This is a genomic window from Paenarthrobacter sp. MSM-2-10-13 (assembly GCF_011605365.1).
Taxonomy (GTDB): Bacteria; Actinomycetota; Actinomycetes; order Actinomycetales; family Micrococcaceae; genus Arthrobacter.
Genome location: NZ_JAAOXO010000002.1, coordinates 25,087 through 49,886 on the forward strand (window position 1 = coordinate 25,087; position 24,800 = coordinate 49,886).

Sequence of the window (24,800 nt, forward strand, 5' to 3'; positions counted from 1 at the left end):
GTGATGTTCAGCTGTGCCTTGAAAGTGCTTTGGCGGCCGTTTGTTGGAAACCCTATTTCCCTCAACCGGCCGCCATGGCGCTAGCGCTGGCCGCGGCCAAGGCCTGTCAGCAAGGCGCTGCCCGCCTCCCGCCACAGTCCTTGGTTGCCCGGCAAGGAGGTACTTTCTTCCAGATATTTAATCCAATCGCCGTATTCGCTGATGTCCCGCGCGCTTGCCGCAGCTACGGCATCGCATGCGAATCCCACTGCCGTGCTCCTATCGTCCAAGGTGATGGACCCCAGCAGCATGGGTTCGGGCAAGTCAGCGAGGAAAGACCCTAGGGCGGACTCGGACAGCAACCACCTCTCTGCAACCAGCCCGGTTCCCTGTTCAGATCGAACTACGCCCGGCTTAGGGGGTGTGGTTTCCAGAGCCACCATGCGGTACCTCGCCGCAGTGGCTACCAGGCCATCCCAGAAAGCTCCACGCCGCTCAAGTTCCGCCGCCAACGGCTGGCCCTTCCGGTGGGCGCCCACCACCACAAGAGGTACGACGGCGGCGCCCGCGGCAACCGGCCAGGGAACCTTTGGCTCGGCGTCGTTGGCAGCGGCAGCTCCGGCGGCGAACAGTTCGGGGTGCTCGGGGGTCAGTTCGATTCGCCGGGCAATGTCCGCGGCCACGCCGTCCTCGAAAGTTCGGGCCACCACAGTGAGGCCGAACTGGGAGATGCCGTCTGTGTCACGAACAGTCCCGGCCGGCACTGCCACAGCGCTGAGGTCGAAAAGGTTGCAGAAATTGGTATACGTACCCATCCGGGAATTGACCCCCACGGGATCGGCCGCGACCTCGGCCAGTGTTGGATGGAAAGGTGCGGTTGGCACGATCAGGGCATCGAAGCCCTCCAGTCGCAGCATGGCCTCACGGCGGAGCTTCTCCAGGGCCCCGGTGTCAGTCAAGTATTTGTGCGCAGGGACCTTGCCCGCGGCTGTGATGATCCCGGCCACGGTGGGGTCGAGCGTGGCGGAAACCCCTCCGTCCTGCACCGTGTCAACAAAGCTGCCAACGGCGGCATAGCGTTCGGCCACCAATCCGCCGTCGTACAGCAGCCGTGCAGCCTCAAGGAAGACGTCCAGCTCGATGGCTTCGGCCACCACGCCCGTGGAGCGCAGCCGTTCGATCTGTGCCTTGAACTCGAGCGCCCACGCGTCCGGGAGGGCAGGCAGGGCAGCGGGGTAGGCCACCCGCGGTGTGGCTGGCGCAGCGAGCTTGACGTCCGCGGGCCAGCTGCGCCCCTCACCGGCCATGATGCCCATGGCGAGCTCGGCCGTGGCGAGGTCGCGCGCGAAAATCGTGGCGGTGTCCCAGGAACGGCACGCCGGAACTACGCCGTCGGTGGACACCACGCCTAGGGTTGGTTTGATCCCCACAATTCCTTGCAGCGCCGCGGGAATCCGGCCCGAACCGGCGGTGTCCGTCCCGATGGCAAGGTCCACCAGGCCCAAGGCCACTGCCACGGCAGAACCCGAACTCGAACCGCCGGAAATCCGCTCAGGACGCCGCGAATCGCGCACAGCTCCATACGGGCTGCGGGTACCCACCAGTCCCGTGGCGAACTGGTCCAGGTTGGTAGCTCCCAGCACCAACGCCCCCGCAGCGCGGAGCCTCGCAACCGGCACCGCATCCCGGGCGGGCACCTCGCCAAAACCGGGGCACGCCGCCGTCGTCATCACACCGGCAACGTCCACGTTGTTCTTCACGGCGAGCAGGAGACCCGCAAGCGGCAGGTCCTCCCCGGCGGCAGTCGCGGCGTCGATCCGTGCCGCCTCTGCGAGCAGTTCATCCCGCCCGCGGAGGTGGATCCAGATTTCGGGACGGTCGACGGCGTCAATCGCCTCAAGCGCGGCAAGGACGCGTTCCGCAGTGGTGACTTTGGGGCTGATCATAGTGCGCTTCCTTCCAGCACAAGTGCCGGTTCCCGGACATCCACAGGCTCAAGCACCACCAAAGCCTCGCCTGCTACCACCTGCGCGCCGGCCGTGGGCAGGACTCGTTGGACCACACCATCCACCGGAGCCTGGATGACCGTCTCCATCTTCATGGCCTCCAGGGAAACCAACGACTGGCCGGCTACCACCACGTCGCCGGGTTCCACGTCCACTTTCCACACACTCGCGGCGAACGGGGACGTGACCAAGGTGCCGCCGTCGGGAATCACCACGTCGTCCGCCGGCGGGGCCAAAGAAACAGCCTGCTCTGCGCGATCGAACTCGCCGGCTTCCTCCCACGCCTGACGTTCAACGGCAAACGCGGCCGACTGTGTTTCACGGAACTCCGCTATGGAGACGCTGTTGCGTTCCAGGAATTCCTCGTGCTCGGCCAGCGAGAAGGTGCCGTCCTCAATCTCCACTCCCCGGCCCCTGCCAGCCGCCATGTCCGCCCGCAGATCCAGGAGTTCCTCAGGGCTGACGGGGTACCAGGAAATACGGTCGAAGAACCGGAGCAGCCACGGGGAGCCCGGCTCAAAGGGTGCGGCGTCCGCGTAGCGTGACCAGACTTGCGTGGTCCGTCCAACAAACTGGTAACCGCCAGGACCTTCCATGCCGTAAATGCACATGTAGGCACCGCCAATGCCCACGGCGTTCTCCGGGGTCCACGTGCGGGCGGGGTTGTACTTGGTGGTGACCAGCCGGTGCCGCGGATCCAAGGGCGTTGCCACCGGAGCTCCCAAGTACACGTCGCCCAGTCCCAACACGAGGTACTCGGCGTTGAAGACGGTATCAAAAACGTCGTTCACGGAGTCCAAGCCGTTGATGCGGCGGATGAACTCGATGTTCCACGGGCACCATGGGGCGTCGTCGCGGACACCGGCCATGTACCGCTCAATGGCTTCACGGGTGGCGGGATCATCCCAGGACAACGGGAGCCGGACGCTGCGGCTGGGCACCACCAGCTCCGAACTAGCAGGCAGTGAAGCATCCACCTCGCGCACCAGGCCCAGCAGTTTGGACGTGGGCAGGAGGGACGGATCGGCCTTGATCTGCAAGGAACGGATGCCCGGAGTCAGATCCACGATGCCAGGAACACCAAGGCGTTCGAGTTCCTGGTGCAGGGCGTGGACGCGGGCGCGGAGGCCCAGGTCCAGCACCATATCCCCGTACTCCACCAGAAGGTTGTCATCACCCGAACGGCGGAAGGTGACCGCAGGCCGGCCCTCGCCTTCGGGCACCCGGCCCAGCACGCCGTCGTCGCCGTCTCCGCGCAGCACCCCGGCGGCGCTGCTGCTGAAGTCCGTTCCGCCCGGCAGAATCAGCTGCCGCGCAGCGCCGAGTTCCTTCACGGACGGCGCCTCAACCGAGCGGATCGGCGCGAAACGGACCTTGTCGCCGGGCCGCAACTGCCCCAACTTCCAGCGCTCGCCGGTCACCACGGTGACGGGGCAGACAAAACCGCCAAGGCTGGGACCATCCGGGCCCAGAAGGATGGGGGTGTCACCGGTGAAGTCCAGGGCGCCTACCGAGTAGGCGGTGTCGTGAATATTGGAGGGGTGCAGTCCGGCCTCGCCGCCATCATTGCGTGCCCAGCGCGGTTTGGGCCCGATCAGGCGGACGCCGGTGCGGGCGGAGTTGAAGTGGACCTCATATTCGGCGGAATAGAGCTCCTCTATGTCTTCGCGTTGGAAGAATTCCGGTGCGCCATGCGGCCCTTCCACCACTTTCAGCTCCCATTCCGAGGTGAGTGCCGGGCGGCTCTCCGCCGGAACTACGCCGGGGACGGTTTCGGGCAGGTACCCGGTGACCGTTCGGAGCACATCGCTGGCCCGCAGCACACGGCCGCCGTGGCCGCCGAACTGGCCCAAGGTGAAAGTGGACGCGCTGCCAAGGTACTGGGGAACATCCAGCCCGCCTTCAAACAGGATGTAACCCCGCAGCCCGGAACCGTCAGCCGAGCCGACATCCAACAGGCCGTTCCCGGGGACGGTGATGGGCTCCCACGTGTTAGCCGCGACGCCGTTGACGGTGACGGCGACGTCAGCGCCGGTGACGCACACCGTGGTGGCGTGGGTGAACCGGAGCGCCGGCCCGGCCATGGTGAACTCCAACCCGGGCGCGCCCTCGGGGTTACCCAGGGCGGTGTTGCCCAGCCGGAACGACAAGTCATCCATGGGACCACTGGGCGGCACGCCGATCTGCCACAGTCCGGTCCTGCCCGGCCAGTCCTGCACGCTGGTCTGGAGGCCCGGCCGCTCAACGGTGATCCGCGGTTCCGGATCGCCTACGGTGTCCAGGGTTCCGGTGGAATGCCCGGCCGAGCGGACCACGTCCATTCCGGCCACGGCACGCAGCATGCCCAGGTTCGTCTCAATGCCATCAATGCGGGTCTCTGCCAGCGCAGCGGCCAGGGCGTCGAAAGCGGCGTCGCGGGTGCTGCCGGACGTGATGACCTTGCCCAGCAGGGGATCGTAGCTGGTGGAGACTTCGCTTCCGGTTTCCACCCAGGCGTCAATGCGTACGACGTCGGAGGCCGGGTACTGCGCGTTGGTGACGGTTCCGGCGCTGGGCTGGAAATTGCGGGCAGGGTCTTCTGCGTAGATGCGGGCTTCCACGGCATGGCCTGAGATGGGCACACTGTCCGGCACGCCATCAAGCACTGGCTCCTGCTGGGCGAGGTTCAGCATCCACTCCACCAGGTCCACGCCGGTGATGGCTTCGGTGACGGGGTGCTCAACTTGCAGCCGGGCGTTGACTTCCAGGAAGGATGCTTCCTGGCGGACGGGGTCGTAGACGAACTCCACTGTGCCTGCAGAGCGGTAGCCCACGGAGGCGCAGAGCGCACGGGAGCTCCGGTGTAGTTCCTCCCGCAAAGCGTCCGGGAGATCCGGCGCGGGCGCTTCTTCGAGTACTTTCTGGTGGCGTCGTTGCAGCGAGCAGTCACGGTCACCGAGGCTTACGACGCGGCCCTCACCGTCGCCGAATACCTGGACTTCCACGTGGCGGGCGTGCTCGATGTACCTCTCAGCGAAGACCCCGGCGGTCCCGAAGCTGGAGCTGGCCAAGCGGGCCACCCGGGAGTAATTGCTGCGGAGGTCCGCTTCGTCGCGGCACACTGCCATGCCGATTCCGCCGCCACCGCCGGTTGCTTTGAGCATGAGCGGGTAGCCGATGGTTTCCGCTGCTGCCACGGCCTCGTCCACGTCTTCCAGCAGGCCGGATCCCGCGATCATGGGAACCCCGGCGCGCTGGGCTGCATCCCGCGCGGTGTGCTTGGTCCCGAAGATTCGGAGCTGTTGGGGGGTAGGCCCCACAAAGACGAGCCCTGCTGCCTCCACAGCTTCGGCGAAAGCAGCATCTTCGGACAAGAACCCGTAGCCGGGGTGAATGGCGCCGGCACCGGTGGCAGCCGCCGCACTGAGGATGGATTCAACCTTCAGGTAGGACTCCTTGGCCGGTGCTGGTCCCAGCAGGACGGCCTCATCTGCGAGCTTCACATGCTTGGCGCCACGGTCAGCCTCGGAGAAAACGGCGACAGTGCGCAGCCCCGCCTTGCGTGCCGATTCGATGATCCGGCAGGCGATCTCGCCGCGGTTGGCAATGAGGAGGGTGTCGAAACGGGTCATGCGCGGGCCTCCGGACGTGTGACGATCATGCGCACCGGCGTGGGGTTGAAACCGTTGCAAGGGTTGTTGATTTGAGGGCAGTTGGACACCAGCACCAGGGTGTCCACCTCGGCGCGGAGTGCCACCCGCTTACCCGGTGCGGACAACCCGTCCACGATGCCCAGGGCACCATCCGGGTCCACCGGCACGTTCATGAACCAGTTGATGTTGGACACCAGGTCCTTCTTGCCCAGGTCCCACTTGGCGCCTTCAATGAGGAAGTTCTCCACGCAGGCGTGCTGTTCATGGGTGTGCTGCCCGTAGCGGAGGGTGTTGGATTCCTGCGAGCAGGCGCCGCCGATGGTGTCGTGGATGCCCACTTCATCGGCCACCACGGTCATGAGTTCCTGGCCGCTGTCCGAACGGAGAACCGAGCCGGTGGTGAGGAAGATCGAGCCCTGGCTGGCGATGGTTACGGCGGCGGAGTATCGCGTGCCGGTGTCATGTGCTGCGTAGAGGATGCAATCCACGGCCTGGTTACCGTCCAGGTCCACGATGGTGAGCACGTCGCCGGCAGCCACTACGGCCGACCATGGGCCGCGGACTTCCACCAGCTCGTCCAGTACCACTTTCCCGGCTATGAGCGCGGGGCTGATTTCTGCGATGGCGTTCATGCGGAAGTCCTTGCGTTGTAGTCGAGTTCAGTGTTGTGGAGGGCAAGACGCCCTTCCGGGCCAAGGTCAACAGTGGAGGTTCCGTCCACCAGGGCTGCGAGGTCCTGCGGCGCACGCCACGCGACGATGTCCACAGCGCTGCCTGTGAACTCCGGACGCGGGTCCAGCGGGTGCGCGGTATTGGCCAGTACCAGCACAGAGTCCATGTGGAGGAGAAGTTCGACGGCGGCTCCGGCGCCGGCGCTCCCGGCGAACTGAAGGCGGCCGTCCGGGTCCACGGTGACGCCCTTGAAGAACGACAACGACGGCGGTAGTTGCCTTTGGCTGACTCCGTGCTTCATGCCGCCGAGGGTGAGGAGTTCGCGGCCTGCCGGTGACGGACTGTGGGCTGATCCGGCACCGTACTTGGCGGTGTTACCGGCCAGGCTGGTGGTGCCGGTGAGGGCATCGTGCTTGCCGGAGGAATCAGCCACCACGGTTGCCATCAGACGGCCGGCGTCGGAGAGAAGCGGGTGGCCCGTGGTTATGTAGGCCTGCCAAGGGACTTTTACGGTGTCCGCAACGTTGAGCCGCTCATGCTGGGCACCGCTTCGGAGGATGACAGCGTGAACGCAAGCATCGCCGTCGAGGTCCGTGAGCCTCAAGCGCGTCCCGCGGGCCAGTTCCATATGGGTGTAGCGGCCGAAGGCGAGGGTCTCCGCCCAGGTCAGCGAGTCCTTCGCCTCGGCAGGGAGGTTTTCGATCAGGCGGGCCGGGGCAGAAGCTGGCGGGACGTGGATCATGGTTTCGGCCGTGCGCCCGTGCTGGGCTCGTGCGTGCAGCTTGGCGCCGGCTGTTGTGGCGGTGCCTTCAGGGGTCTGTGTTTCAAGAGTCTGTGTCATGGCAATCATTTCTGTGCTTGAACTGTCTGTGCTTGAACGTGAAGTGGTCTGATGTTGGGCGGGTCAGCCCGCGTTGGCGGATTCCGCGGCCAGCGCCGCCTTGTTCTCCCGGACCCGGATGTTCCGCCGGACCCAGATACCCAGGAGCAGGACGGCGCCCACCATGATGGGGGCGGAGAAGAGCAGGATCCCGTGTTCACCGGAGGGGTCGTACACTTCGGGGCGGGGCCAGGACAGGTTGATGACCATCAGGGCGCCATACATGACGGCGAGGATGTTGACCGGCAAGCCCCAACGGCCCAGGGAGAAGAGCCCGGCCGGCATGGTCTGACCCACCCGGTTCCAATCGCCGCGGAAACGGCTGAGCAGCTGCGGAACCGTGACCATCAGGTACGCCAGGTACACCATCACGATGCACACACTGCAGAGAGTGGTGAAGAGTGCGGAGTTGCCGATGTTGATGGCTAGGATGCCCACCGCCAGGGCGCCAATCGCGATGGAGGGCCACATGGGGGTTCCACGCTGCGGGTGGACCGTGGAGAGCAGGGCCGAGGCCGGAAGTTTGCCATCGCGGGCCATGGAGAAGACCAGCCGCGAACCCGCCGTTTGGATTGCCAAAGTGCACACGAAGATGGCGATTGCCACGTCAACCAGCAGCACTTTGCCCCAGAACGTACCCAGCACGGCAGTGAGCACATAGGGCAGCCCCTCGGTGGCGAGCCGGCCGTCGTCCAGACTTGGCGCTGCCATCAGAGCGGCGATGATCATGAGTCCGCCGCCAATACCGGAGATGATCAGTGCCGAGAGGATGGTGCGCGGGGCCGTCTTGCGGGGGTTCTTGGTTTCCTCCGAGAGCTCCCCGGCGGAGTTGAAGCCCACCATGACGTACGCGGCCATCAACCCGGACACCAGGAAGGCGCCGACGGCGCCCAGGTCCGAGGTTGTGACAACACTGACGTCCGCTACCACCTCCGGGCCGCGCTGCGCTGCTGAGAACAGGGCAAGAATTACCGCAGCGACGCCCACGATCTCGCAGGTGACGCCGATGGAGTTGACGTGAGACATGAGCTTCACGCCCAGGCAATTAATCACGGTAGTAACCACCAGGAGTATGGCGCCAAGGATGACGGCGTTCGCCGCACCCGTGGTGGAGGTCAGAGAGGGGTCGCCGCCCACCAACTGGAAGCCATCCCACAGCTGGGGAAGGACCACTTGGAGTGCGATGGCTGCTGCGGCAGCAGTGATGACCTGGGCGATGGACATGAACCAGCCGGCGAACCAGCCCACCACTTCACCGCCCATGCGGCGCGACCACTGATAGACGGCGCCGGACAACGGGTACCGGGCGGCGAGCTCTGCAAAGTTCAATGCCACAAGGAGCTGGCCCACCAGCACCACCGGCCAGGTCCAGAAGAAAGCAGGACCGGCGAAGGAGTAGCCAAAGGCGAAGAGCTGGAAGATGGTGGTGAGGATGGAGACGAACGAAAAACCTGCGGCGAACGATGCGTAGCGGCCCAGCTTGCGATGCAGGGTGGGCTGGTAGCCGAGTGCTGTCAGGTCTGCATCATCAGTGCGGCCGGCCGCCGTCGAAAGGGTGGAAGTCATCGGTTTCTCCGTGTCTGGAACGGGATGTGGAACCAGCCCGGAGAGGCTTATGATCACCCGTCCGGAATATCGGTCACTTGATAGTTTTCCAGCGCGGTGTCCCCGCAGCGTTTCGCCTGTGTAAAGCCTTGGTTACCGCGTATTTCCGAGGTGTAAATGAAAACTCACCACCACGGGAGGCGGCCGTGAATGGGAACTTTGGGGTTGGCGCGATGCAAGAATGAAGGGTGACTACAGCCGGACCGGGACGCCCCCGCAAGCAGCAGGCGGTGCGCCCTGGAGCCACCGCCCGTGACGAAATACTGGACGCGGCAGCCGAGCTTTTCACGGGGCAAGGGTTCGCGAACACCTCCACGCGGGCCATCGCCGATGCCGTGGGAATCCGGCAATCGTCGCTGTATCACCACTTCTCCACCAAGGACGAAATCCTGGGTGAGCTGCTCGGCGGGACGGTGTCCACCAGCCTGGCGTTTGCCCGGGCTGTGCGGGATCATTCCGACGACGCCGGCCTGGCTGCGGCACGGTTGCACGCGGTGGTGTCGTTTGACGGTTCACAGCTGTGCAGTTCGCGCTGGAACCTGGGGGTGCTCTACCACCTCCCGGAAGCCAGGGCAGAGATCTTCCGACCCTTCATGGCAGCCCGCAAGGAACTCAGGACTATCTACGGCGAGTTGGGGCGGGAACTGGCGGCCATCTGTGACGCCGACCCGGGCCTGGGAGACACCGCGTTCCGGCTGGTGGAGTCCTTGATCAACCTCCGCGCGGACGGGCTGATCGCAAAAGATTCGGCATCCACCACCGCCGATACCGTGTTGACGCTGGCCGGGCTGAGGCGCGATCTCCCGGCAGTGAGGGCTGCAGGCAAGGAGCTCATCCTCCGCTTTGGAGGGGTTGCCTTGCGGGCGCCAGCCGAATCTCTCGCCGGCTAAGTCGTTCTTGGTGCCACATCCAGAGGAACGGGAGCGTCTCCCTCCTTGACTCCGTTTCTTGCGACGTAAGTACTGCGTTCATCACTGATGCCCGTCCTGTCATAGACGTACAGCGTTACTTCGTCGAAGAGGTCGGCAAGGGGGTCGTTGAATAGGGCCACGGCATTGGCATTGCACGTGCTGGCTGTCGTCGCGCCAGCTACATAGAGGCCGTCGATCGCCTCCGGAGGTGTAAACCGTCCGCCAAGATGGGAGCCCGTGCCCGCAAACGCTTGCTCGCGACCACCCCACCAGCGTTCGCGGGCCTGCGCTTTAGCAGTCTCGCGGCTCACTTCTACGTCGACGACAGTGAGATGGCTATAGTCGCCGGTCAGGAGCCATTTGAGGTAGCGGTCTTTGAGGTTTGGCCACGAAAAAGTGCCCTCAATGGCAACGTTCACGCCGTCTTCAATCGATCGCCGCAAAACCGCGTTCGCTAGATCGGCAGATTCCGTGTGGACAAGCGAGGCCAACTCATTGGGCAATAGCGCGCGCCCGTCCGGCAGCTGAAGATCGAGGAGATCGTCAAATATGCCGTCGGTGCAAGCAGTTTCAAGAAGATGCTCCTTGATGACATCCGGGTCGATGACCCGATATCCCGTAAGCCCAAGCTTTTTCACCTCGGTTGACTTCCCGGCGCCGGGTGGACCAGCAGTGATGAGAGCCGCAGACCCATCCTTACCAAGGTCTGCGGCGTCTGATGTGTAGCTCTCGATCAGCTCAGAATGGAATTTACGGCGCAACTTATCCCGTGCGTCATAAAAGACCGCTGTTGATCGGTGGGAGTCCTTATGAAGAAAGGACCCAAGCTGTGACAGACGAATCAACTCGCGCTCGGTGCGCAACCGCGCGTCCATTGCCGTCATCCAGGTCCCCCTTGGTAGTGTCCGCGGAGGACCTGCGAACATGCTCCAAGAGGTAGTCGAAGTCGTCGTCACTCAGCAGGCCTCTGTGAAGCGCATCTGTGACTTGCTCCCAAGAGCCTGAGGTTCGAACGCTCAGCGGATTTTCCGGCTGAGCATCCTGCGCGAAACTGTAGTTCCAGCTTACAAGCTCTGTCAGCATGGACGCGTGATCCAACTGGCCAGCAGCGTGCCGCAGGATCACCTCACGAGGAGACCTGGCGATCGCGGCAGGCACTGCCTCAACACGCCGCAGTATTCTGGAAACTTCTGCCTGCGAAATCCCGGCATCGTTGGCTATTGCCGTTTGGGAGGCGCCGTCCTTGTGCGCTGCCATCACCGCGCGAATGTGATCCAAGCGCGCCAGTTCCTTCTGCGCGTAGGCGATCTGAAGAGGCCTCAGGGTCGTCGGCATGATTGGGTTTCTCCTTCCGCCGAAGGCTATACCAAATGTATAGCTGTACCTCAGTCTTGTCCTGCGGCTGCGCACTGTCAACACGAGCTACGTCACTTTGCTCGTCCCGGGAGCGGAGTCTTGCCTCGGTTGTTTAGTAATCCACCTGGCGCTTCATCTTGTTCCCCAGCCACAGCATCGCCAGGCTCACCACCAGGAAACCGACGGAAATAGCGAGGGCAAACACCACCACGCCACCCCAACCGCCGGCCCGGGCAGGGTCAATGAACCAGTACGGGTACCAGTTGACCAAAGCCCCGCGAATGAGGCTGTAAACCAGGTAGCCAACAGGGTAGAGCAGCCAATACCAAATGTGCTTGGGGCGCAGGGTGGCGCGCGGCGGTTGAAACAGCCAGTCCGCAACCATCACCACTGGCATCAGGTAGTGCACCACAAAGTTGACCCACGGAAGCAGCGAGCCGAGGTCCTCACCCGCCAATAGCGCACCAAAGACGAGCCCCACCACGGCCATGGCGATGGTGGCCGTGCCGCGCGTAACATCGTCCGCCTCAGTAGGCCGTTTCCGGACCAACACCCGGTACCCACTGATCAGGAGCACCAACGCAGCGAAGATATTGGACAGGTTGGTGAAGTAGCTGAAGAAGTTCCACAGGTCATAGCCCAGGCCAAGATGAACCGTCAGCTGTGTTCCCACCGCCACCAACGTCAGAAGGCCAAAGAAAAAGCGTCCCCCGATAAGCACATTCCGTTTGGTCATGCCTCTCATCCTCGCTGACTGCACACCCTGAACCGCCCCGACACCCCGGGGCGGGATCAGGTGATCAGCAGTTCCAGGGCCTCGGCCAAGTGGCCCACTTCGCGCACCGAGAAGCCCTCCGGGATTACACCTGCACCCGCCGGGCTCGCCGGGACAATGGCGTGCGTGAAGCCGAGCCGGTGGGCTTCCTGGATGCGCTGGTTGATCCCCGGCACTGGGCGCACCTCGCCCGCCAAGCCAACCTCGCCGAAAGCAATGAGTCGTTGGGGGAGTGCCTTGCGGGACTTCGCCGAAGCTACGGCCAAAGCAACAGCCAGGTCCGTGGCCGGTTCGGTCAGCTTCACACCGCCCACGGTCGCCACATAGGAATCGTCCTTGTGCAACATGCAGCCGGCACGTTGCTGAAGAACTGCCAGCAGCATGGCCACCCTGGAGCTTTCCAGCCCGCTGGTAGCGCGGCGGGGTTGCGAGTTGGGACTCTCGGCAAGGAGCGACTGCACCTCTGCAAGCAGCGGCCTGCGACCCTCCATGGTCACAGTGATGCAGGTGCCCGAAACGGGCTCACGGGTCCGTGAAACGAACAAACCGCTGGGATCAGCCAACCCCTCGATGCCCGTTTCGTTGAGGTCGAAGCATCCGACGTCGTCCGTGGCACCGTAGCGGTTCTTCACGGCGCGGAGCAGGCGTAGTCGGGAGTGGCGCTCGCCTTCGAACTGGCACACCACATCTACCAGGTGTTCCAACAAACGCGGGCCGGCGATGGTGCCTTCCTTGGTCACGTGGCCCACCAGCAGCGTGGTCATGTTGCGTCGCTTGGCCGCTGAGATGATGGACGCCGCCACCTCACGAACCTGGGACACACCGCCCGCGCTGCCCTCCACGTCCGCGCTGCTTAGCGTCTGCACGGAGTCCACAATCAGCAACTTGGGTTCAAGCTTCTCCACTTGGCCCAGTGCCTGGCCAAGATCTGTTTCAGCCGAAAGATAAAGGGTGTGGGCCACGGCGTCGATCCGCTCGGCGCGCAACTTCACCTGCGCCGCCGACTCCTCGCCCGTGATGTAGAGGACATCCTGTCCCGTGCGCGCGAACTTCGCAGCTACATCCAGCAGCAGCGTGGACTTCCCGACGCCGGGTTCCCCAGCCAGCAGGATGACGGCACCGGGGACCAACCCTCCTCCCAGGACGCGGTCCAACTCGTCCACTCCCGTGGGCAGGAACGCCGCGGTGGTCCCATCCACCTCAGCGATCCGGCGGGCCGGCTCCAAAACTGTTGCGGCCGCCGTCGTACGCGCTACCGTGGCGCCGTACTCCTCCACGGTTCCCCAGGCCTGGCACTCACCGCAGCGGCCCACCCACTTGATGGCGGTCCAGCCGCATTCGGCGCATTTGTAAGCGGGTGTCTTGGAAGCGCGGGAGGTCTTGGAAGCCATGGGTTCCAGCGTAGTGGCGGGGACTGACAGTATTAGCCACCGGGTGGACGCTACAGCGCCGGGAGCACCGCCCGGGCCTCGTCCGGTTCCATGCCGCTCGCCTCCAGCAGATCAACCATGAGTGGCCGGAACAGCATCACCACGGTTTCTCCCTCGAGCCTTTGCACGTCCAGCATCTTGGGATGCAGGCGCGCCGCAATGTCTGAAAGTTCGTTCCGGGCCCGGCGCAGATGCACCCGCCGTGTGCCCTCGCTCTGCTCCGACAACCCAATGGTCATCTCGTCGATCGCCGCGGCAGTTTCCTGAAGGACTTCGGAGATGCTCTCGATCGCTTCGTCGGACAACGCGGCATGGTTGATTGCGCTGGTGAGGCGCCGGGCAAACACCCGGCTGTTACGCAACGCCAGGTCGATGTACTCCAGGGAGTGCTCCAGGTCGGCAAGCTCATCACGGTGCCTCCGATGTGCCGGTGCCAGTGTGGCGACCTCGCCGGAGGCCCGCAGAGTCTGCCGCATCCGATCCACCAAGGGCTGGCAGTTCCGGCCACGGATCAGGGCATGCCAGGCCTGGGTGGAATCGCTGTCGATCATGGCCTTGGCACACTCACGCAGCACCTCCGAAAGCTCATGCAGGATCTTCTGGACATCCTTACGGGGCTCCCGGCGCGGGTCCTTCGGCACCAGGAACGTCACCAGAAGCGCAAAAACGCCACCCACCACGGCATCCAGGCTTCGGGTAAACGGCCCACCTGCCGGCGCCGGCAGCAGCACCACCAGCAACGACTGCAAGCCCAGTTGGGTAGTGAAGATGGTGCCGCTGTCCAGGAACCTGGCCAGCAGGATGGAAAAAAGAAGGACGACGGCGGCCTGCCAGATCCCAGCGCCCAGCCAGTGAAGCAGCAGGTCACCAACAACAATCCCCAGGGTGCAGCCAAGACCCACCTCGATCACCCGGCGCAACCGGGGATCCCGGGAGAAACCGAGGGCAATCAAGGAGGAAGTAGCGGCAAACAAAGGACCCTGGTGGCCCAGCACGTACTCAGCGAAAGCGTAGGCACCCACGGCGCACACCGTCATCTGGATGGCCGGCGTCAACGAATTCCGGCTGCGAACCAATCCGGTCCTGACTCTTGCGCGCAGGAACCTCTTGCTTGCAGTAAATCCCTTTGCGGCAGCCATGCCTCCAAGTGTATTTGGCCAACCCCTCCCAACTACCTCAAGCCAGGTACCCCTCAAGGTGGCGCGCGCCACATAACCCAATGGTCCGCCGTCGTTCATCTTCCGTTCACCTTGCACCGCAGATCCCGTTACCTGCGCTCCTTACCTTCAGTAAAGGAACACATTGGTCCACAGCTCGCGCACGCCGAAATCTCCGTTCGGCCCGCATCGAAGAATCCCTGGAAGGGGCACATCCAAGTGAAGGCAACTCACTTCGGCCGCAAGGCGGCAATCGCGGTCATCGCAGCCGGCGCTCTCGCGCTCACTGCTTGCGGTTCAGACAACGCAACCGGCACCACTGGCGGCACCCAGTCGGCAGCTACCGGCCCCAAGGTCACCGGCACCCTGACCGGCATCGGCGCGTCCTCCACCGGCGCAGCAATGGATGCTTGGAAGGCCGGCTTCTCCGCCGCGAACTCCGGCGCGACTGTTCAGTACTCCCCCGACGGTTCCGGTGCAGGCCGTAAGGCCATCATCGACGGCTCGGCACAGTTCGCCGGCTCCGATGCCTACCTGAAGGACGAAGAGCTTGAGAGCTCCAAGGCCAAGTGCGGCCCCGACGGCGCCATCAACATCCCGGTGTACATCTCCCCGATCGCTGTTGCCTTCAACGTCCCCGGCGTCACGGACCTCAAGCTCGACGCCGCGACCGTCGCCAAGATTTTCCGCGGCGAAATCGCCAAGTGGAACGATCCCGCAATCGCCGCCCTCAACGAAGGCGTCACCCTGCCGGACCTCAAGGTCACCCCCGTGAACCGCTCTGACGACTCCGGCACCACCACCAACTTCACCGACTACCTCGCAGCTGCTGCTCCCGAGGTTTGGACGGACAAGGCTGCCGGCATCTGGCCCGCAACCCTGGCAGGCGAGAACGCCAAGGGCACCTCCGGTGTGGTCAAGACCGTCACCGACACCCCGGGCGCCGTGACCTACGCTGATGACTCCGCAGTTTCCGGCAAGCTGGGCACCGCCTCCATCAAGGTGGGCGACGAATTCGTCAAGATCTCCGCTGAAGCCGCTGCCAAGGCCGTTGAAGCCGGCAAGCCCGTTGACGGCCGCGCCGCCAACGATGTTGCCATCAAGCTGGACCGCAAGACCACCGCATCGGGCGCCTACCCCGTAGTCCTGGTCTCGTACCACGTTGTCTGCACCACCTACGAGACCAAGGAAGTTGCTGATCTGGTCAAGGGCTTCGAAAGCTACGTCGTTTCTGACGAAGGACAGAAGACCGCAGCTGACGCCGCGAAGTCCGCACCGCTCTCCAAGGCGCTGCAGGACAAGGCGAAGGCCGCTATCGAAACCATCAAGGCCAAGGCCTAAGGTTTCCCGGCGGGTTTGCTGAACCCGGCTGAACACTGAAGTTCCCTGTCCCGCTCTCCGGTGGCCACCGCGGCACCGGCGCGGGGCAGGGAACTTAGCCATGTAAGACCAGTTCACTCCAGACTGAAGGAACGTGAAGTGACCACCAACTCCCTGACAACCTCCCAAGGCGCAGGACGCGCCGGGGACAAGGTTTTCTCCGGGGCCGCCATGGCCGCAGGGTGCCTGATTCTCGCGGTCCTCTTCGGAGTCGCGTTGTTCCTTGTGGTGCAGGCAATCCCTGCCCTGACCGCTCCGGCTGAGGACATCCAGGGCGGCAACGGCTTCTTCGCCTACATCGCCCCGATCGTGGTGGGCACACTGATTGCCGCCGTGATCGCCCTCGTCATCGCCACCCCCGTGGCAATCGGCGTGGCACTGTTCATCTCCCACTACGCTCCGCGCCGGCTCGCTGCCGGCCTGGGCTACGTGGTGGACCTGCTCGCAGCCATCCCCTCCGTCGTCTACGGCGCCTGGGGTGCGGCTTTCCTGGCCAAGGAGATCTCCCCGGCATATGACTGGCTGGCCACTTACCTCGGCTGGATCCCCATCTTCGAAGGACCGGCGTCCGCCACCGGCAAGACCATCCTGACCGCCGGCATCGTCCTGTCCGTCATGGTCCTGCCCATCATCACCTCCCTGTCCCGCGAAATCTTCCTGCAGACCCCCAAGCTGCACGAGGAAGCCGCGCTGGCACTCGGAGCCACCCGCTGGGAAATGATCAAGATGGCCGTGCTGCCCTTCGGCCGTCCGGGCATCATCAGCGCCATCATGCTGGGCTTGGGCCGGGCACTTGGCGAGACCATGGCCGTTGCCCTGGTGCTCTCCTCCGGTGTCCTCACTGCCAGTCTCATCCAGTCCGGCAACCAGACCATCGCCGCGGAAATCGCACTGAACTTCCCGGAAGCCAGCGGTATCAAGGTCAACACGTTGATCGCCGCCGGCCTGGTGCTGTTCGTCATCACCCTGGGCGTGAACATGATCGCCCGCTGGATCATCACCCGGCACAAAGAATTCTCGGGAGCCAACTAAATGTCCGCCACAGTAGTCCGCAAGCGCTCAGCGCTCACCAAGGGCCAGCTGCCCAAGTTCGCGCCCTACATTGTCCTGGCCGTCGCACTCATTGTGGGCGCGGCCATCATGGCGCTCATCGGCTTCAACGCCTTCGGCTGGGGCATCGTCTCCGCCATCCTGTTTGCCGTGGTCCTGGTTTCCTGGAGCGGGGCCGTTGAAGGCTCCAGGAAGGCCAAGGACAAGCTCGCCACGTGCCTTGTGGTGGGCTCGTTCCTGATTGCACTCCTGCCCCTGATCTCGGTGATCTTCACCGTGCTGGTCAACGGCATTCCCGGCCTCATCACTCCCGGCTTCCTGGGCACGTCCATGAACGGTGTCACCGGCGCGTATGACAACAAGGCAGTGGAGGAAGGCGCCCCGGTCCTGGGCGGTATCTACCACGCACTGCTGGGCACCATCCAGATCACGCTCCTTGCCACGGTCATCTCCGTACCCGTGGGTCTTCTCACCTCCATCTACCTGGTGGAATACGGCAACGGCCGTCCGTTGGCCCGCGCCATCACGTTCTTCGTGGATGTCATGACCGGCATCCCCTCGATCGTGGCCGGCCTCTTCGCGGCAGCGTTCTTCTTCGCCATCGTGGGCCCCGGCACCAAGACCGGTGCGGTAGCCGCCGTCGCGCTTTCAGTCCTGATGATCCCTGTTGTTGTCCGCTCCAGCGAGGAAATGCTCAAGATCGTCCCCAACGAGCTCCGCGAAGCCTCCTACGCCCTGGGCGTCCGGAAATGGCGCACCATCACCAAAGTGGTTATCCCGACGGCGATCTCCGGCATCGCGTCCGGCGTCACCCTGGCGATCGCCCGCGTGATCGGTGAAACCGCGCCCATCCTGGTGACCGCCGGCTTCGCCACCACCATCAACAACAACGTCTTCAGCGGCTGGATGGCCTCGCTGCCCACGTTCATTTATACGCAGATCCTCAACCCGACGTCGCCGTCCAACCCTGAGCCGTCGGATCAGCGGGCCTGGGGCGCGGCGCTGGTGCTGATCATCCTGGTGATGCTCCTGAACCTCGGAGCCCGCCTCATCGCCCGTCTGTTCGCGCCCAAAACGGGCCGCTAGCCGGGCCAGCCGCCGTTTGACGGCGGCCCCTTCACACTTCCAAACCCCCAAGGAACAAAGGAACACCATGTCCAAGCGCATCGACGTCAAAGACCTCAATGTCTACTACGGCAACTTCCTGGCCGTCGAGGACGTCAACATCAACATTCAGGCCAAGTCCGTTACGGCCTTCATCGGCCCGTCCGGCTGCGGCAAGTCCACCTTCCTCCGCACGCTGAACCGCATGCACGAGGTCCTCCCCGGCGCACGCGTCGAGGGCGAGGTCCTCCTGGATGGCGACAACCTCTACGGCCCCGGCGTGGACCCCGTAACGGTCCGCACCCAGGTGGGCATGGTCTTCCAGCGGCCCAACCCGTTCCCCACCATGTCCATCCGCGACAACGTGCTGGCCGGCGTGAAGCTGAACAACAAGAAGATCTCCAAGGGTGCAGCCGATGCCCTGGTGGAGAAGTCCCTGGTGGGCGCCAACCTGTGGAACGAGGTCAAGGACCGCCTGGACAAGCCCGGCTCCGGCCTTTCCGGTGGTCAGCAGCAGCGCCTGTGCATCGCCCGCGCCATCGCCGTTGAGCCCCAGGTGATCCTCATGGACGAGCCCTGCTCCGCCCTGGACCCCATCTCCACGCTGGCTGTTGAGGACCTCATCAACGAGCTCAAGGACCAGTACACCGTGGTGATCGTTACCCACAACATGCAGCAGGCTGCGCGCGTGTCCGACAAGACCGCGTTCTTCAACATCGCAGGCACGGGCAAGCCCGGCAAGCTCATCGAGTTCGCTGACACCACCAGCATCTTCAACAACCCCGCACAGAAGGCCACGGAAGACTACGTCTCCGGCCGTTTCGGATAAGGGGTCCTGCAGGTTCCGGCTTCTATGGGGGGAGTCGGCACAGAACGACGGCGGCCGTCGCCTTGGGGGTACGGCCGCCGTCGTTTTTTCTAGATGGGTTCGCCCGTGAAGGTCAGAGCTCCGCCAGGGGCGAGAACGCCAGCTCCAGGATGAAGGCCGCCGCGGCCGTGATCAACGGCGTTGCCACCCAGAACAACAGGATTCTCCGGACCAGGCGCCTATTCACAGCGTGGAACCGCTGGTTCACGCCGGCGCCCAGCACGGACGCGGTCAGCGTGTGCGTCGTGGAGAGTGGCAGGTGAAGACCGATGGCGCCCACGAACAGCATCACGGACGTCAAGGTTTGTGCCACGAAACCTCGCAGTGGATCAACCCGAATCAGTTTGTGTCCAAGGGTGTGGGAGATCCGCCAGCCGCCGAACATGGTGCCGGCGGTGAGCATGATGGCTGTGAGCAGCAGGATCCAGAGCGGCACGTCGCTGCCGCCGGACAATCCGGCCGCCACCACGGCCAACACCATGACGGCAGCCGTTCGCTGACCGTCCTGGAGGCCATGGCCGAAGGCCACAGCTGCGGTGGAGACGGCCTGCGCCCGGCGGAACCGCCGGTTGACCACGTTCGGTTGCGTGTAGCGTGCAGCCCACGTCACTGGCCAAACCAGCAGGTACGCAGCCACGAACGCGATCACGGGCGAGAGCAGCAGGGGCAGGGCAACTTGGGCCAGCAGCACGTTGTCCATGCCGCCCACCGCGTTCCCGCCCACAAGAATGCTCGCGGCGCCGGCACCAATCAGGCCGCCAACCAGCGAGTTCGTCGAAGACAAGGGAATGCCGCGCCACCACGCGTAGACGCCCCACAAGATAGCGGCGGTGAGCGCGGAGGCCAGCATGGTGAGGCCGCTGGTCCCACTGGGCAGAGTGATCCACGACTGCGTGAAGGCGAGAATGAACGTGCCGCTGAGCATGGCACCCACAAAATTGAAGATGGCCGCCAGGAGCACAGCGATCGACGGCGTGAGGGCGCGGGTCCGGGTGGAAAGCGCGACGGCGTTGGAGACGTCGCGGAAGCCGTTGAGGAACGCGAACCCGGAGGCCAAAGCAACGACGAGGACCAGGAAGGCGAGGGTCACGTCATGATTCCTTGACGATGATGCTGCCCACCTGAGTGGCGACCTTCCGCATGTCCTTGGTAACTTCCACCAATTGGTTGGCGATGTCGCGATGCCGGGCGTACTGCGTGGACTTCATGTCCTTGAGCATCTCGGCCACCCAGATCCGGTGGGAGCGTTCTGCACGCTTGGCGAGCCTCAGGATTTCGATCCAGTAGTCCTCAAGCTCGTCCAGGTCCTCGAGCTTTCGCATCGCATCCACGGTGAGCTCGGCCTGCCGGCTGATGATCTCCAACTGGTCTGCGGCACGTTTGGGGAGGCGATCCAGCTTGTAGAGCGCTACGAGGTCCCCGGCTGCGTCGAGCTTCTCCATGGCCTCGTTGAGGTGGCGGGAGAGGGTGTACATGTCCTCGCGGGGGAGCGGGTTCACGAAGCTGGTCCGCATGTGCGTCAGCAGCGCGAAATGGAGGTCCAAGGATTTGGATTCGTGCTCGTGCAGCTCTTCGGCGAGGCGCTGGTGTTCACTGGCCGGCGCGCCGAGTATTTCGGAGAGCGTTCCAGTCGCGGCAACAATGACGCCGGCCATCTGCGCGAGCAGTACGAGCCCGGCAGGTTCCTGGGGAAAAAGGCGCAGCTTCATGTCGCTTCCGGGCTGGGGACGGGTGGGCACGGGCAGTTTGACTTGACGCCGCCCGTTTCGGTCCCAACTTTACCGGCACTGCCGCGGGGTCTGCGAAGTTCACGCAGCGTTGCGGGTACTTCTCCCCATCGCTGTGCCTCCGCAACCATGCGACACTTGGTCAAGTACCAATTAATCCACTCAATGGGGGAAGCATGCGCTTGAACTTGTCATGAAGATTTCCGGTATCGCCGCGGCCGGCCTGTTGGCCCTGACGGCTTGTGGTGGCACCACAGCAGGCTCCACGACGGGTTCCGAACCGTCGTCGTCCTCCTCCGCCGCGGCTTCACCGTCCGCGTCTGCGTCCCCGCTGGCCTCCACCTCGTCCGAGGGCGCCGGCACTTCCTCCGGCTCGTACAAGGTAGCCGCCTGGGCGCTGCCCATCTCCGAGGCCGGGGACAAACTGGGCACCATCAAGGGCGACAGCTTCAGTGTGGATGTCTACCAGGTTGCCACTGACGTTGCATCCAAGGACAGCATGTTCGTGGACAAGGAAACCAAGGAAAACCTGCTCAAGAAGGGCGACCCCGTGGTGTACCTGAACTACGTGGTGACCAACACCTCTTCAGCTGATATCCCCCTGAGCCACTCGCTGATCACTCCCAACGCAAAGTACACGGACTGGAAGTACCTCGGCGGAATGCCTTCGGACTCCAGCAGCGATGGGTACAAGAAGCACGGACTTTCCAGCTCCGGCGTGAAGCTGAAGGAGAAGGACCCGTTCGTGCTGAAGCCGGGTGAGTCCTTCAACATCGCGGAGAACTTTGCCTACACGGCCGGTAAGGAAACCGAAATCAAGGTGACCATGACGCCGCAGGATGCTGCCGGCGACCTTGATCATGACAAGAAGGAAACAGCTGAGACCACGGTCACGCTGAAGTAGTTAATACCGCGAAGGCCCGGGCCGGCATCACTGCCAGTCCGGGCCTTCGGCGTTTAAGCATAAAAATGGTGCCGAACCGGATACGCCTCTCGGCGGTAGGCCGCTCGAAGCGGCTATATGTTGAAGCCCGGGGGTTTCGCGGTTCGACACCAGCTTTAGTTTTCACCGTCAGGCGGGCTAAGTCAACATTGACAGGCCGGGCCCGACGTGGGTAGGTTTGGCCCCTTTTTCCGGCTAGTCCAGCTCACCCAGGCGCCACGCATTGGCCGCGTGCTCAAGGTCTTCGGCGGTCTTCACCAGCTGGTGTGAATTGCGGGTTAGCTTGCTGGCATGGCCCTCGTTGCTGTGCTCCGCGCCGTCGGCAAGAGTCGCCTGGCCCAGCGCCACTACGCGGCAGAAAGCGGCGGAACGTTCCAGCGCGACGTCGAACTCGCCGTCGAAAGCGCCGGACAAGATGGCGTCAGCCATGGTCTTCATTTCCTCGGCTCCCGGCGGCTCAGCGGCACCTGCCACCACATTGGACACCTGCGCGGTGTCGCGACCGGCTCTGAAGTAGACGGAGATCCTCTCAGGATTCTGAATGGTGGCGGCGCGGAGGGCATAGAGCCTCCAGAGCGCGCCGGGCAACGAGCGCGCGGGACTTTCGGCCCACATCTCGGCGATGGCTTCGAGGCCCTGCTCGTCAGCCAGCTTCACCAGCCGGCTTGTGACCGTGGGATCGTCGCTGTCGCGGCCGCGTCTGACCAGGGCCTGGGCGGCGAGGTGGGCTGCTTCCGAGACCCGCGCGGGGTCGGCACCACCTGCGAACGGTTCGAAATCGATGGGCGCGAAGGGCTTGGGCTTGTGGTGCCTGTTCGCTCCGCCGTACGCACGTGATCCTGGCTGTTCACTCATGAGTTCACCGTACTCCTGTGCTCTGGTGGGGTCGAGTAACGCTTGCCGGTGCCGTGGTTCCCGCTGTGGGCGTTGCTTCCCGACCCTCTTTGCCGCAGCACTTGCCGCGACACGCCGCTGACGCCGCGCGCCGCCGTCGTGTTTCTCCTCAAAGAAGGTCACGACGGCGCACGTCACCTTCAGTTCCTCGCTGGCCTTGACCTTGGGGTACAGTATTCATGGCTGTTTCAACAGCTGGAGGGGCCTTTAGCTCAGTTGGTAGAGCATCGGACTTTTAATCCGTGGGTCGTGGGTTCGATCCCCACAGGGCCCACCCTCCTAGACAGGCCGGAGACCTTGAGTCTCCGGCCTGTTTTTTGTCTCCGCCCGGACGCACGGGCGCTCTGACCCCCGTCGACGGACAAATCACCGCCGCGTGCCAGGGTGAATTGTCCGTTGGGCGGGGTTTCCCGAAAAAAAATCTCTTGACTCCCACCCCTGCGTAACGCCAGCATGGTTTCTATAACGTTGTAGAAACCCGAAATAACCAGCAGACAAGGACCCACCCTTTGGGAAACCCAGAAAACTCCACGGCCAAAATCACCATCGACCCCGCGTTCGTCGTGGGCCCTGTCAGGAGGAAGACGTTCGGCGCTTTCGTGGAGCACCTGGGCAGGTGTGTGTACACGGGCATCTTCGAACCCGGGCACCCCAAGGCCGACGACGACGGTTTCCGCACCGACGTCCTGGAACTCACCAAGGAACTCGGCGTCTCCACTGTCCGCTATCCGGGCGGCAACTTCGTCTCCGGCTACCGCTGGGAAGACGGGGTAGGGCCCAAGGAGGACCGCCCCACGCGCCTCGACCTCGCATGGCACTCAAGCGACCCCAATTTGGTGGGTGTGGACGAGTTCGCCAAATGGTCAGCGAAGGCCGGGGTGGAGCCCATGATGGCCGTCAACCTCGGCACAAGGGGAACCCAGGAAGCCCTTGACCTGTTGGAATACTCCAACATCAAGGGTGGGACGGCCCTGTCCGAACAGCGCAAGGCGAATGGCGCCGTCGAGCCTCACAACATCACCATGTGGTGCCTCGGGAATGAGATGGACGGCTTCTGGCAGATCGGCCACAAAAAGGCCGGCGAGTACGCACGGGTCGCGGCGGAGACTGCCCGGGCCATGCGGATGGTCAACCCGGCCCTGGAACTCGTGGCCTGCGGGAGTTCGGCGCCCACCATGCCCACGTTCGGCGAATGGGAGCGTGTGGTCCTCAATGAGACGTACGAGCTGGTGGATCTGATTTCCGCGCACCAGTACTTCGAGGACTTCGGGGACCTGCAGGAACACCTGTCTGCCGGGCACCGGATGGAGGCCTTTATCAAGGACCTGGTTTCACACATCGATCATGTGAAGTCGTCCACCAAGTCCGAAAAGCAGGTCAATATTTCCTTTGATGAGTGGAACGTCTGGCACATGTCGCGCGACGAATCCAAGGCACCCACAGGGGATGACTGGCCTGTGGCACCGGTGCTGCTCGAGGACCGCTACACCGTGGCGGACGCCGTGGTGGTGGGCGATCTCCTCATTACGCTGCTGCGGAACACGGACCGGGTGCATTCTGCCAGCCTGGCCCAGTTGGTCAACGTGATCGCACCGATCATGACCGAGCCGGGTGGCCGAGCCTGGAAGCAGACCACGTTCCACCCGTTCGCGCTTACCTCCCAGCATGCCTCGGGCACGGTGCTGAATCTGGCCGTCGAGTCCCCGCTGCTGGACAGTGAAAAGACGTCCGGTTTCACGTCACTGTCAGCTGTGGGGACCTATAACGCTGAAGCCAACGAGGCCGTGGTCTTCGCTGTGAACCGCTCGGCGACGGACGCGCTGACGCTGGATGCCGCCGTCGGAAGCCTCGGCGCAAACAGAGTCATCCAGGCCGTGACCTACACGAACAAGGACCCGTACTGGCAGGCAACGGCTGACGACTCGACGTCAGTCTTGCCGTCCGAAAACGTCAGTACAAAGCTCGACGGCGGTCGGCTCACCGCAGAGCTTCCGGCCGTGAGCTGGACCATGATCCGGTTGTCGCTGGGCTCCTAGGCGAATCCCCAGAGAGCTAGGCGATCTGCTGCGTGCCGTCGTGGAACATGGGGTACGCAGAAATTGGTGTCACAGTGGCTGACAGGGTCGGCTCCGGTGCTTGCGTTGAGGGCGCCGGGGCAGGCTGCTCACCGGTCACGATCTCCATGGAATCCATGTCCAGCAGGCGTCGGCTGCCGGTTTCGTCCTGGAGCCAAAAGAGGTCCGTGCCCGCTACGGTTTTGACCACGGTGCCCCGGTGATAGAGGCGGCCGTTGTGCCAAGCCTCAACGTATTCACCCGGCTTCAGCGCGTGTGGCTCGTCCTGGCTACCCGGCATGGTGCCGAATGCCTGCGCCAGGCTTGCCTGCGTCTTCAGTGCCTGAAATAGATCCCTGTTTGCAATGCTCATGTCT

The 24,800-nt window shown here is 63.9% G+C and carries 21 protein-coding genes and 1 tRNA gene; 8 read left to right on the forward strand and 14 right to left on the reverse strand.

Annotated elements, in window-relative coordinates; translation table 11 throughout:
* Positions 1-80: 80 nt before the first annotated feature.
* The 5 genes from atzF to HAV21_RS05855 all read right to left on the reverse strand — a co-directional run bounded on the left by atzF (position 81) and on the right by HAV21_RS05855 (position 8,735).
* A complete protein-coding gene (gene atzF, locus HAV21_RS05835; RefSeq protein WP_166840976.1) occupies positions 81-1,925 on the reverse strand; it encodes an allophanate hydrolase in 1,845 nt (614 codons plus the stop codon).
* On the reverse strand, positions 1,922-5,596 hold the full coding sequence (gene uca, locus HAV21_RS05840) for an urea carboxylase (RefSeq protein ID WP_166840977.1): 3,675 nt from the start codon (positions 5,594-5,596) through the stop codon (positions 1,922-1,924). Before uca ends, atzF begins: the two co-directional genes overlap by 4 nt.
* Complete coding sequence (locus HAV21_RS05845) at positions 5,593-6,249, reverse strand: urea amidolyase associated protein UAAP2 (protein ID WP_166840979.1); 657 nt, start codon at positions 6,247-6,249, stop codon at positions 5,593-5,595. The genes uca and HAV21_RS05845 overlap by 4 nt, the downstream gene beginning before the upstream one ends.
* Positions 6,246-7,130: an urea amidolyase associated protein UAAP1 gene (locus HAV21_RS05850; protein WP_243753149.1), complete on the reverse strand. Its 885-nt coding sequence runs from the start codon at positions 7,128-7,130 to the stop codon at positions 6,246-6,248. The genes HAV21_RS05845 and HAV21_RS05850 overlap by 4 nt, the downstream gene beginning before the upstream one ends.
* Positions 7,131-7,193: 63 nt before the next feature.
* On the reverse strand, positions 7,194-8,735 hold the full coding sequence (locus HAV21_RS05855) for an amino acid permease (protein WP_166840981.1): 1,542 nt from the start codon (positions 8,733-8,735) through the stop codon (positions 7,194-7,196).
* 227 nt (positions 8,736-8,962) lie between these two features.
* Between HAV21_RS05855 and HAV21_RS05860 the strand changes: the two genes are divergently transcribed.
* A complete protein-coding gene (locus HAV21_RS05860) occupies positions 8,963-9,664 on the forward strand; it encodes a TetR/AcrR family transcriptional regulator (protein WP_166840983.1) in 702 nt (233 codons plus the stop codon).
* On the opposite strand, the gene HAV21_RS05865 is transcribed toward HAV21_RS05860, so the two are convergent.
* The 5 genes from HAV21_RS05865 to HAV21_RS05885 all read right to left on the reverse strand — a co-directional run bounded on the left by HAV21_RS05865 (position 9,661) and on the right by HAV21_RS05885 (position 14,385).
* Positions 9,661-10,569 (reverse strand): zeta toxin family protein, encoded by a 909-nt coding sequence (locus HAV21_RS05865; protein ID WP_160147618.1) that lies wholly within the window; start codon positions 10,567-10,569, stop codon positions 9,661-9,663. The two genes, HAV21_RS05860 and HAV21_RS05865, sit on opposite strands and share 4 nt — an antisense overlap.
* Positions 10,493-11,020, reverse strand: coding sequence for a hypothetical protein (locus HAV21_RS05870; protein ID WP_142937150.1), 528 nt, complete (start codon positions 11,018-11,020; stop codon positions 10,493-10,495). Before HAV21_RS05870 ends, HAV21_RS05865 begins: the two co-directional genes overlap by 77 nt.
* 133 nt (positions 11,021-11,153) lie before the next feature.
* Entirely contained in the window at positions 11,154-11,777 is a 624-nt protein-coding gene (locus HAV21_RS05875; RefSeq protein ID WP_142937149.1) for a Pr6Pr family membrane protein, read from the reverse strand.
* Between the two features lie 56 nt (positions 11,778-11,833).
* A complete protein-coding gene (gene radA, locus HAV21_RS05880; protein WP_166840984.1) occupies positions 11,834-13,207 on the reverse strand; it encodes a DNA repair protein RadA in 1,374 nt (457 codons plus the stop codon).
* Positions 13,208-13,257: 50 nt separating this feature from the next.
* Positions 13,258-14,385, reverse strand: coding sequence for an FUSC family protein (locus tag HAV21_RS05885; protein ID WP_142937147.1), 1,128 nt, complete (start codon positions 14,383-14,385; stop codon positions 13,258-13,260).
* Positions 14,386-14,622: 237 nt separating this feature from the next.
* Here HAV21_RS05885 and pstS point away from each other — a divergent pair, with 237 nt between their 5' ends.
* The 4 genes from pstS (at position 14,623) to pstB (ending at position 18,766) form a co-directional block, all read left to right on the forward strand.
* A complete protein-coding gene (pstS, locus tag HAV21_RS05890; protein ID WP_166840986.1) occupies positions 14,623-15,744 on the forward strand; it encodes a phosphate ABC transporter substrate-binding protein PstS in 1,122 nt (373 codons plus the stop codon).
* Positions 15,745-15,882: 138 nt separating this feature from the next.
* The gene (gene pstC, locus HAV21_RS05895) at positions 15,883-16,815 is read left to right on the forward strand and encodes a phosphate ABC transporter permease subunit PstC (RefSeq protein WP_024819033.1); all 933 of its coding nucleotides are present in this window, start codon (positions 15,883-15,885) and stop codon (positions 16,813-16,815) included.
* Positions 16,816-17,919, forward strand: coding sequence for a phosphate ABC transporter permease PstA (gene pstA, locus HAV21_RS05900; protein ID WP_166840987.1), 1,104 nt, complete (start codon positions 16,816-16,818; stop codon positions 17,917-17,919).
* A gap of 67 nt (positions 17,920-17,986) precedes the next feature.
* Entirely contained in the window at positions 17,987-18,766 is a 780-nt protein-coding gene (pstB, locus tag HAV21_RS05905; RefSeq protein WP_017197024.1) for a phosphate ABC transporter ATP-binding protein PstB, read from the forward strand.
* 112 nt (positions 18,767-18,878) lie between these two features.
* On the opposite strand, the gene HAV21_RS05910 is transcribed toward pstB, so the two are convergent.
* Together HAV21_RS05910 and HAV21_RS05915 are read right to left on the reverse strand one after the other, a co-directional pair.
* The gene (locus HAV21_RS05910; protein WP_166840988.1) at positions 18,879-19,895 is read right to left on the reverse strand and encodes an inorganic phosphate transporter; all 1,017 of its coding nucleotides are present in this window, start codon (positions 19,893-19,895) and stop codon (positions 18,879-18,881) included.
* A gap of 1 nt (position 19,896) precedes the next feature.
* On the reverse strand, positions 19,897-20,514 hold the full coding sequence (locus HAV21_RS05915) for a hypothetical protein (protein WP_043469600.1): 618 nt from the start codon (positions 20,512-20,514) through the stop codon (positions 19,897-19,899).
* Positions 20,515-20,725: 211 nt separating this feature from the next.
* On the opposite strand from HAV21_RS05915, the gene HAV21_RS05920 reads away from it, so the two are divergent.
* Complete coding sequence (locus HAV21_RS05920) at positions 20,726-21,436, forward strand: hypothetical protein (RefSeq protein WP_166840990.1); 711 nt, start codon at positions 20,726-20,728, stop codon at positions 21,434-21,436.
* Positions 21,437-21,670: 234 nt separating this feature from the next.
* Here the strand turns inward: HAV21_RS05920 and HAV21_RS05925 are convergent, their stop codons facing one another.
* Positions 21,671-22,330, reverse strand: a complete 660-nt coding sequence (locus HAV21_RS05925) for a hypothetical protein (RefSeq protein ID WP_142937142.1) — start codon at positions 22,328-22,330, stop codon at positions 21,671-21,673.
* Positions 22,331-22,570: 240 nt separating this feature from the next.
* Here HAV21_RS05925 and HAV21_RS05930 point away from each other — a divergent pair.
* Both HAV21_RS05930 and HAV21_RS05935 read left to right on the forward strand, forming a co-directional pair.
* Positions 22,571-22,643 (forward strand) — tRNA-Lys (locus HAV21_RS05930).
* 235 nt (positions 22,644-22,878) lie between these two features.
* Complete coding sequence (locus HAV21_RS05935) at positions 22,879-24,405, forward strand: alpha-N-arabinofuranosidase (protein WP_166840991.1); 1,527 nt, start codon at positions 22,879-22,881, stop codon at positions 24,403-24,405.
* A gap of 16 nt (positions 24,406-24,421) precedes the next feature.
* Here the strand turns inward: HAV21_RS05935 and HAV21_RS05940 are convergent, their stop codons facing one another.
* Positions 24,422-24,796: a hypothetical protein gene (locus tag HAV21_RS05940; RefSeq protein ID WP_166840993.1), complete on the reverse strand. Its 375-nt coding sequence runs from the start codon at positions 24,794-24,796 to the stop codon at positions 24,422-24,424.
* Positions 24,797-24,800 lie beyond the last annotated feature (4 nt).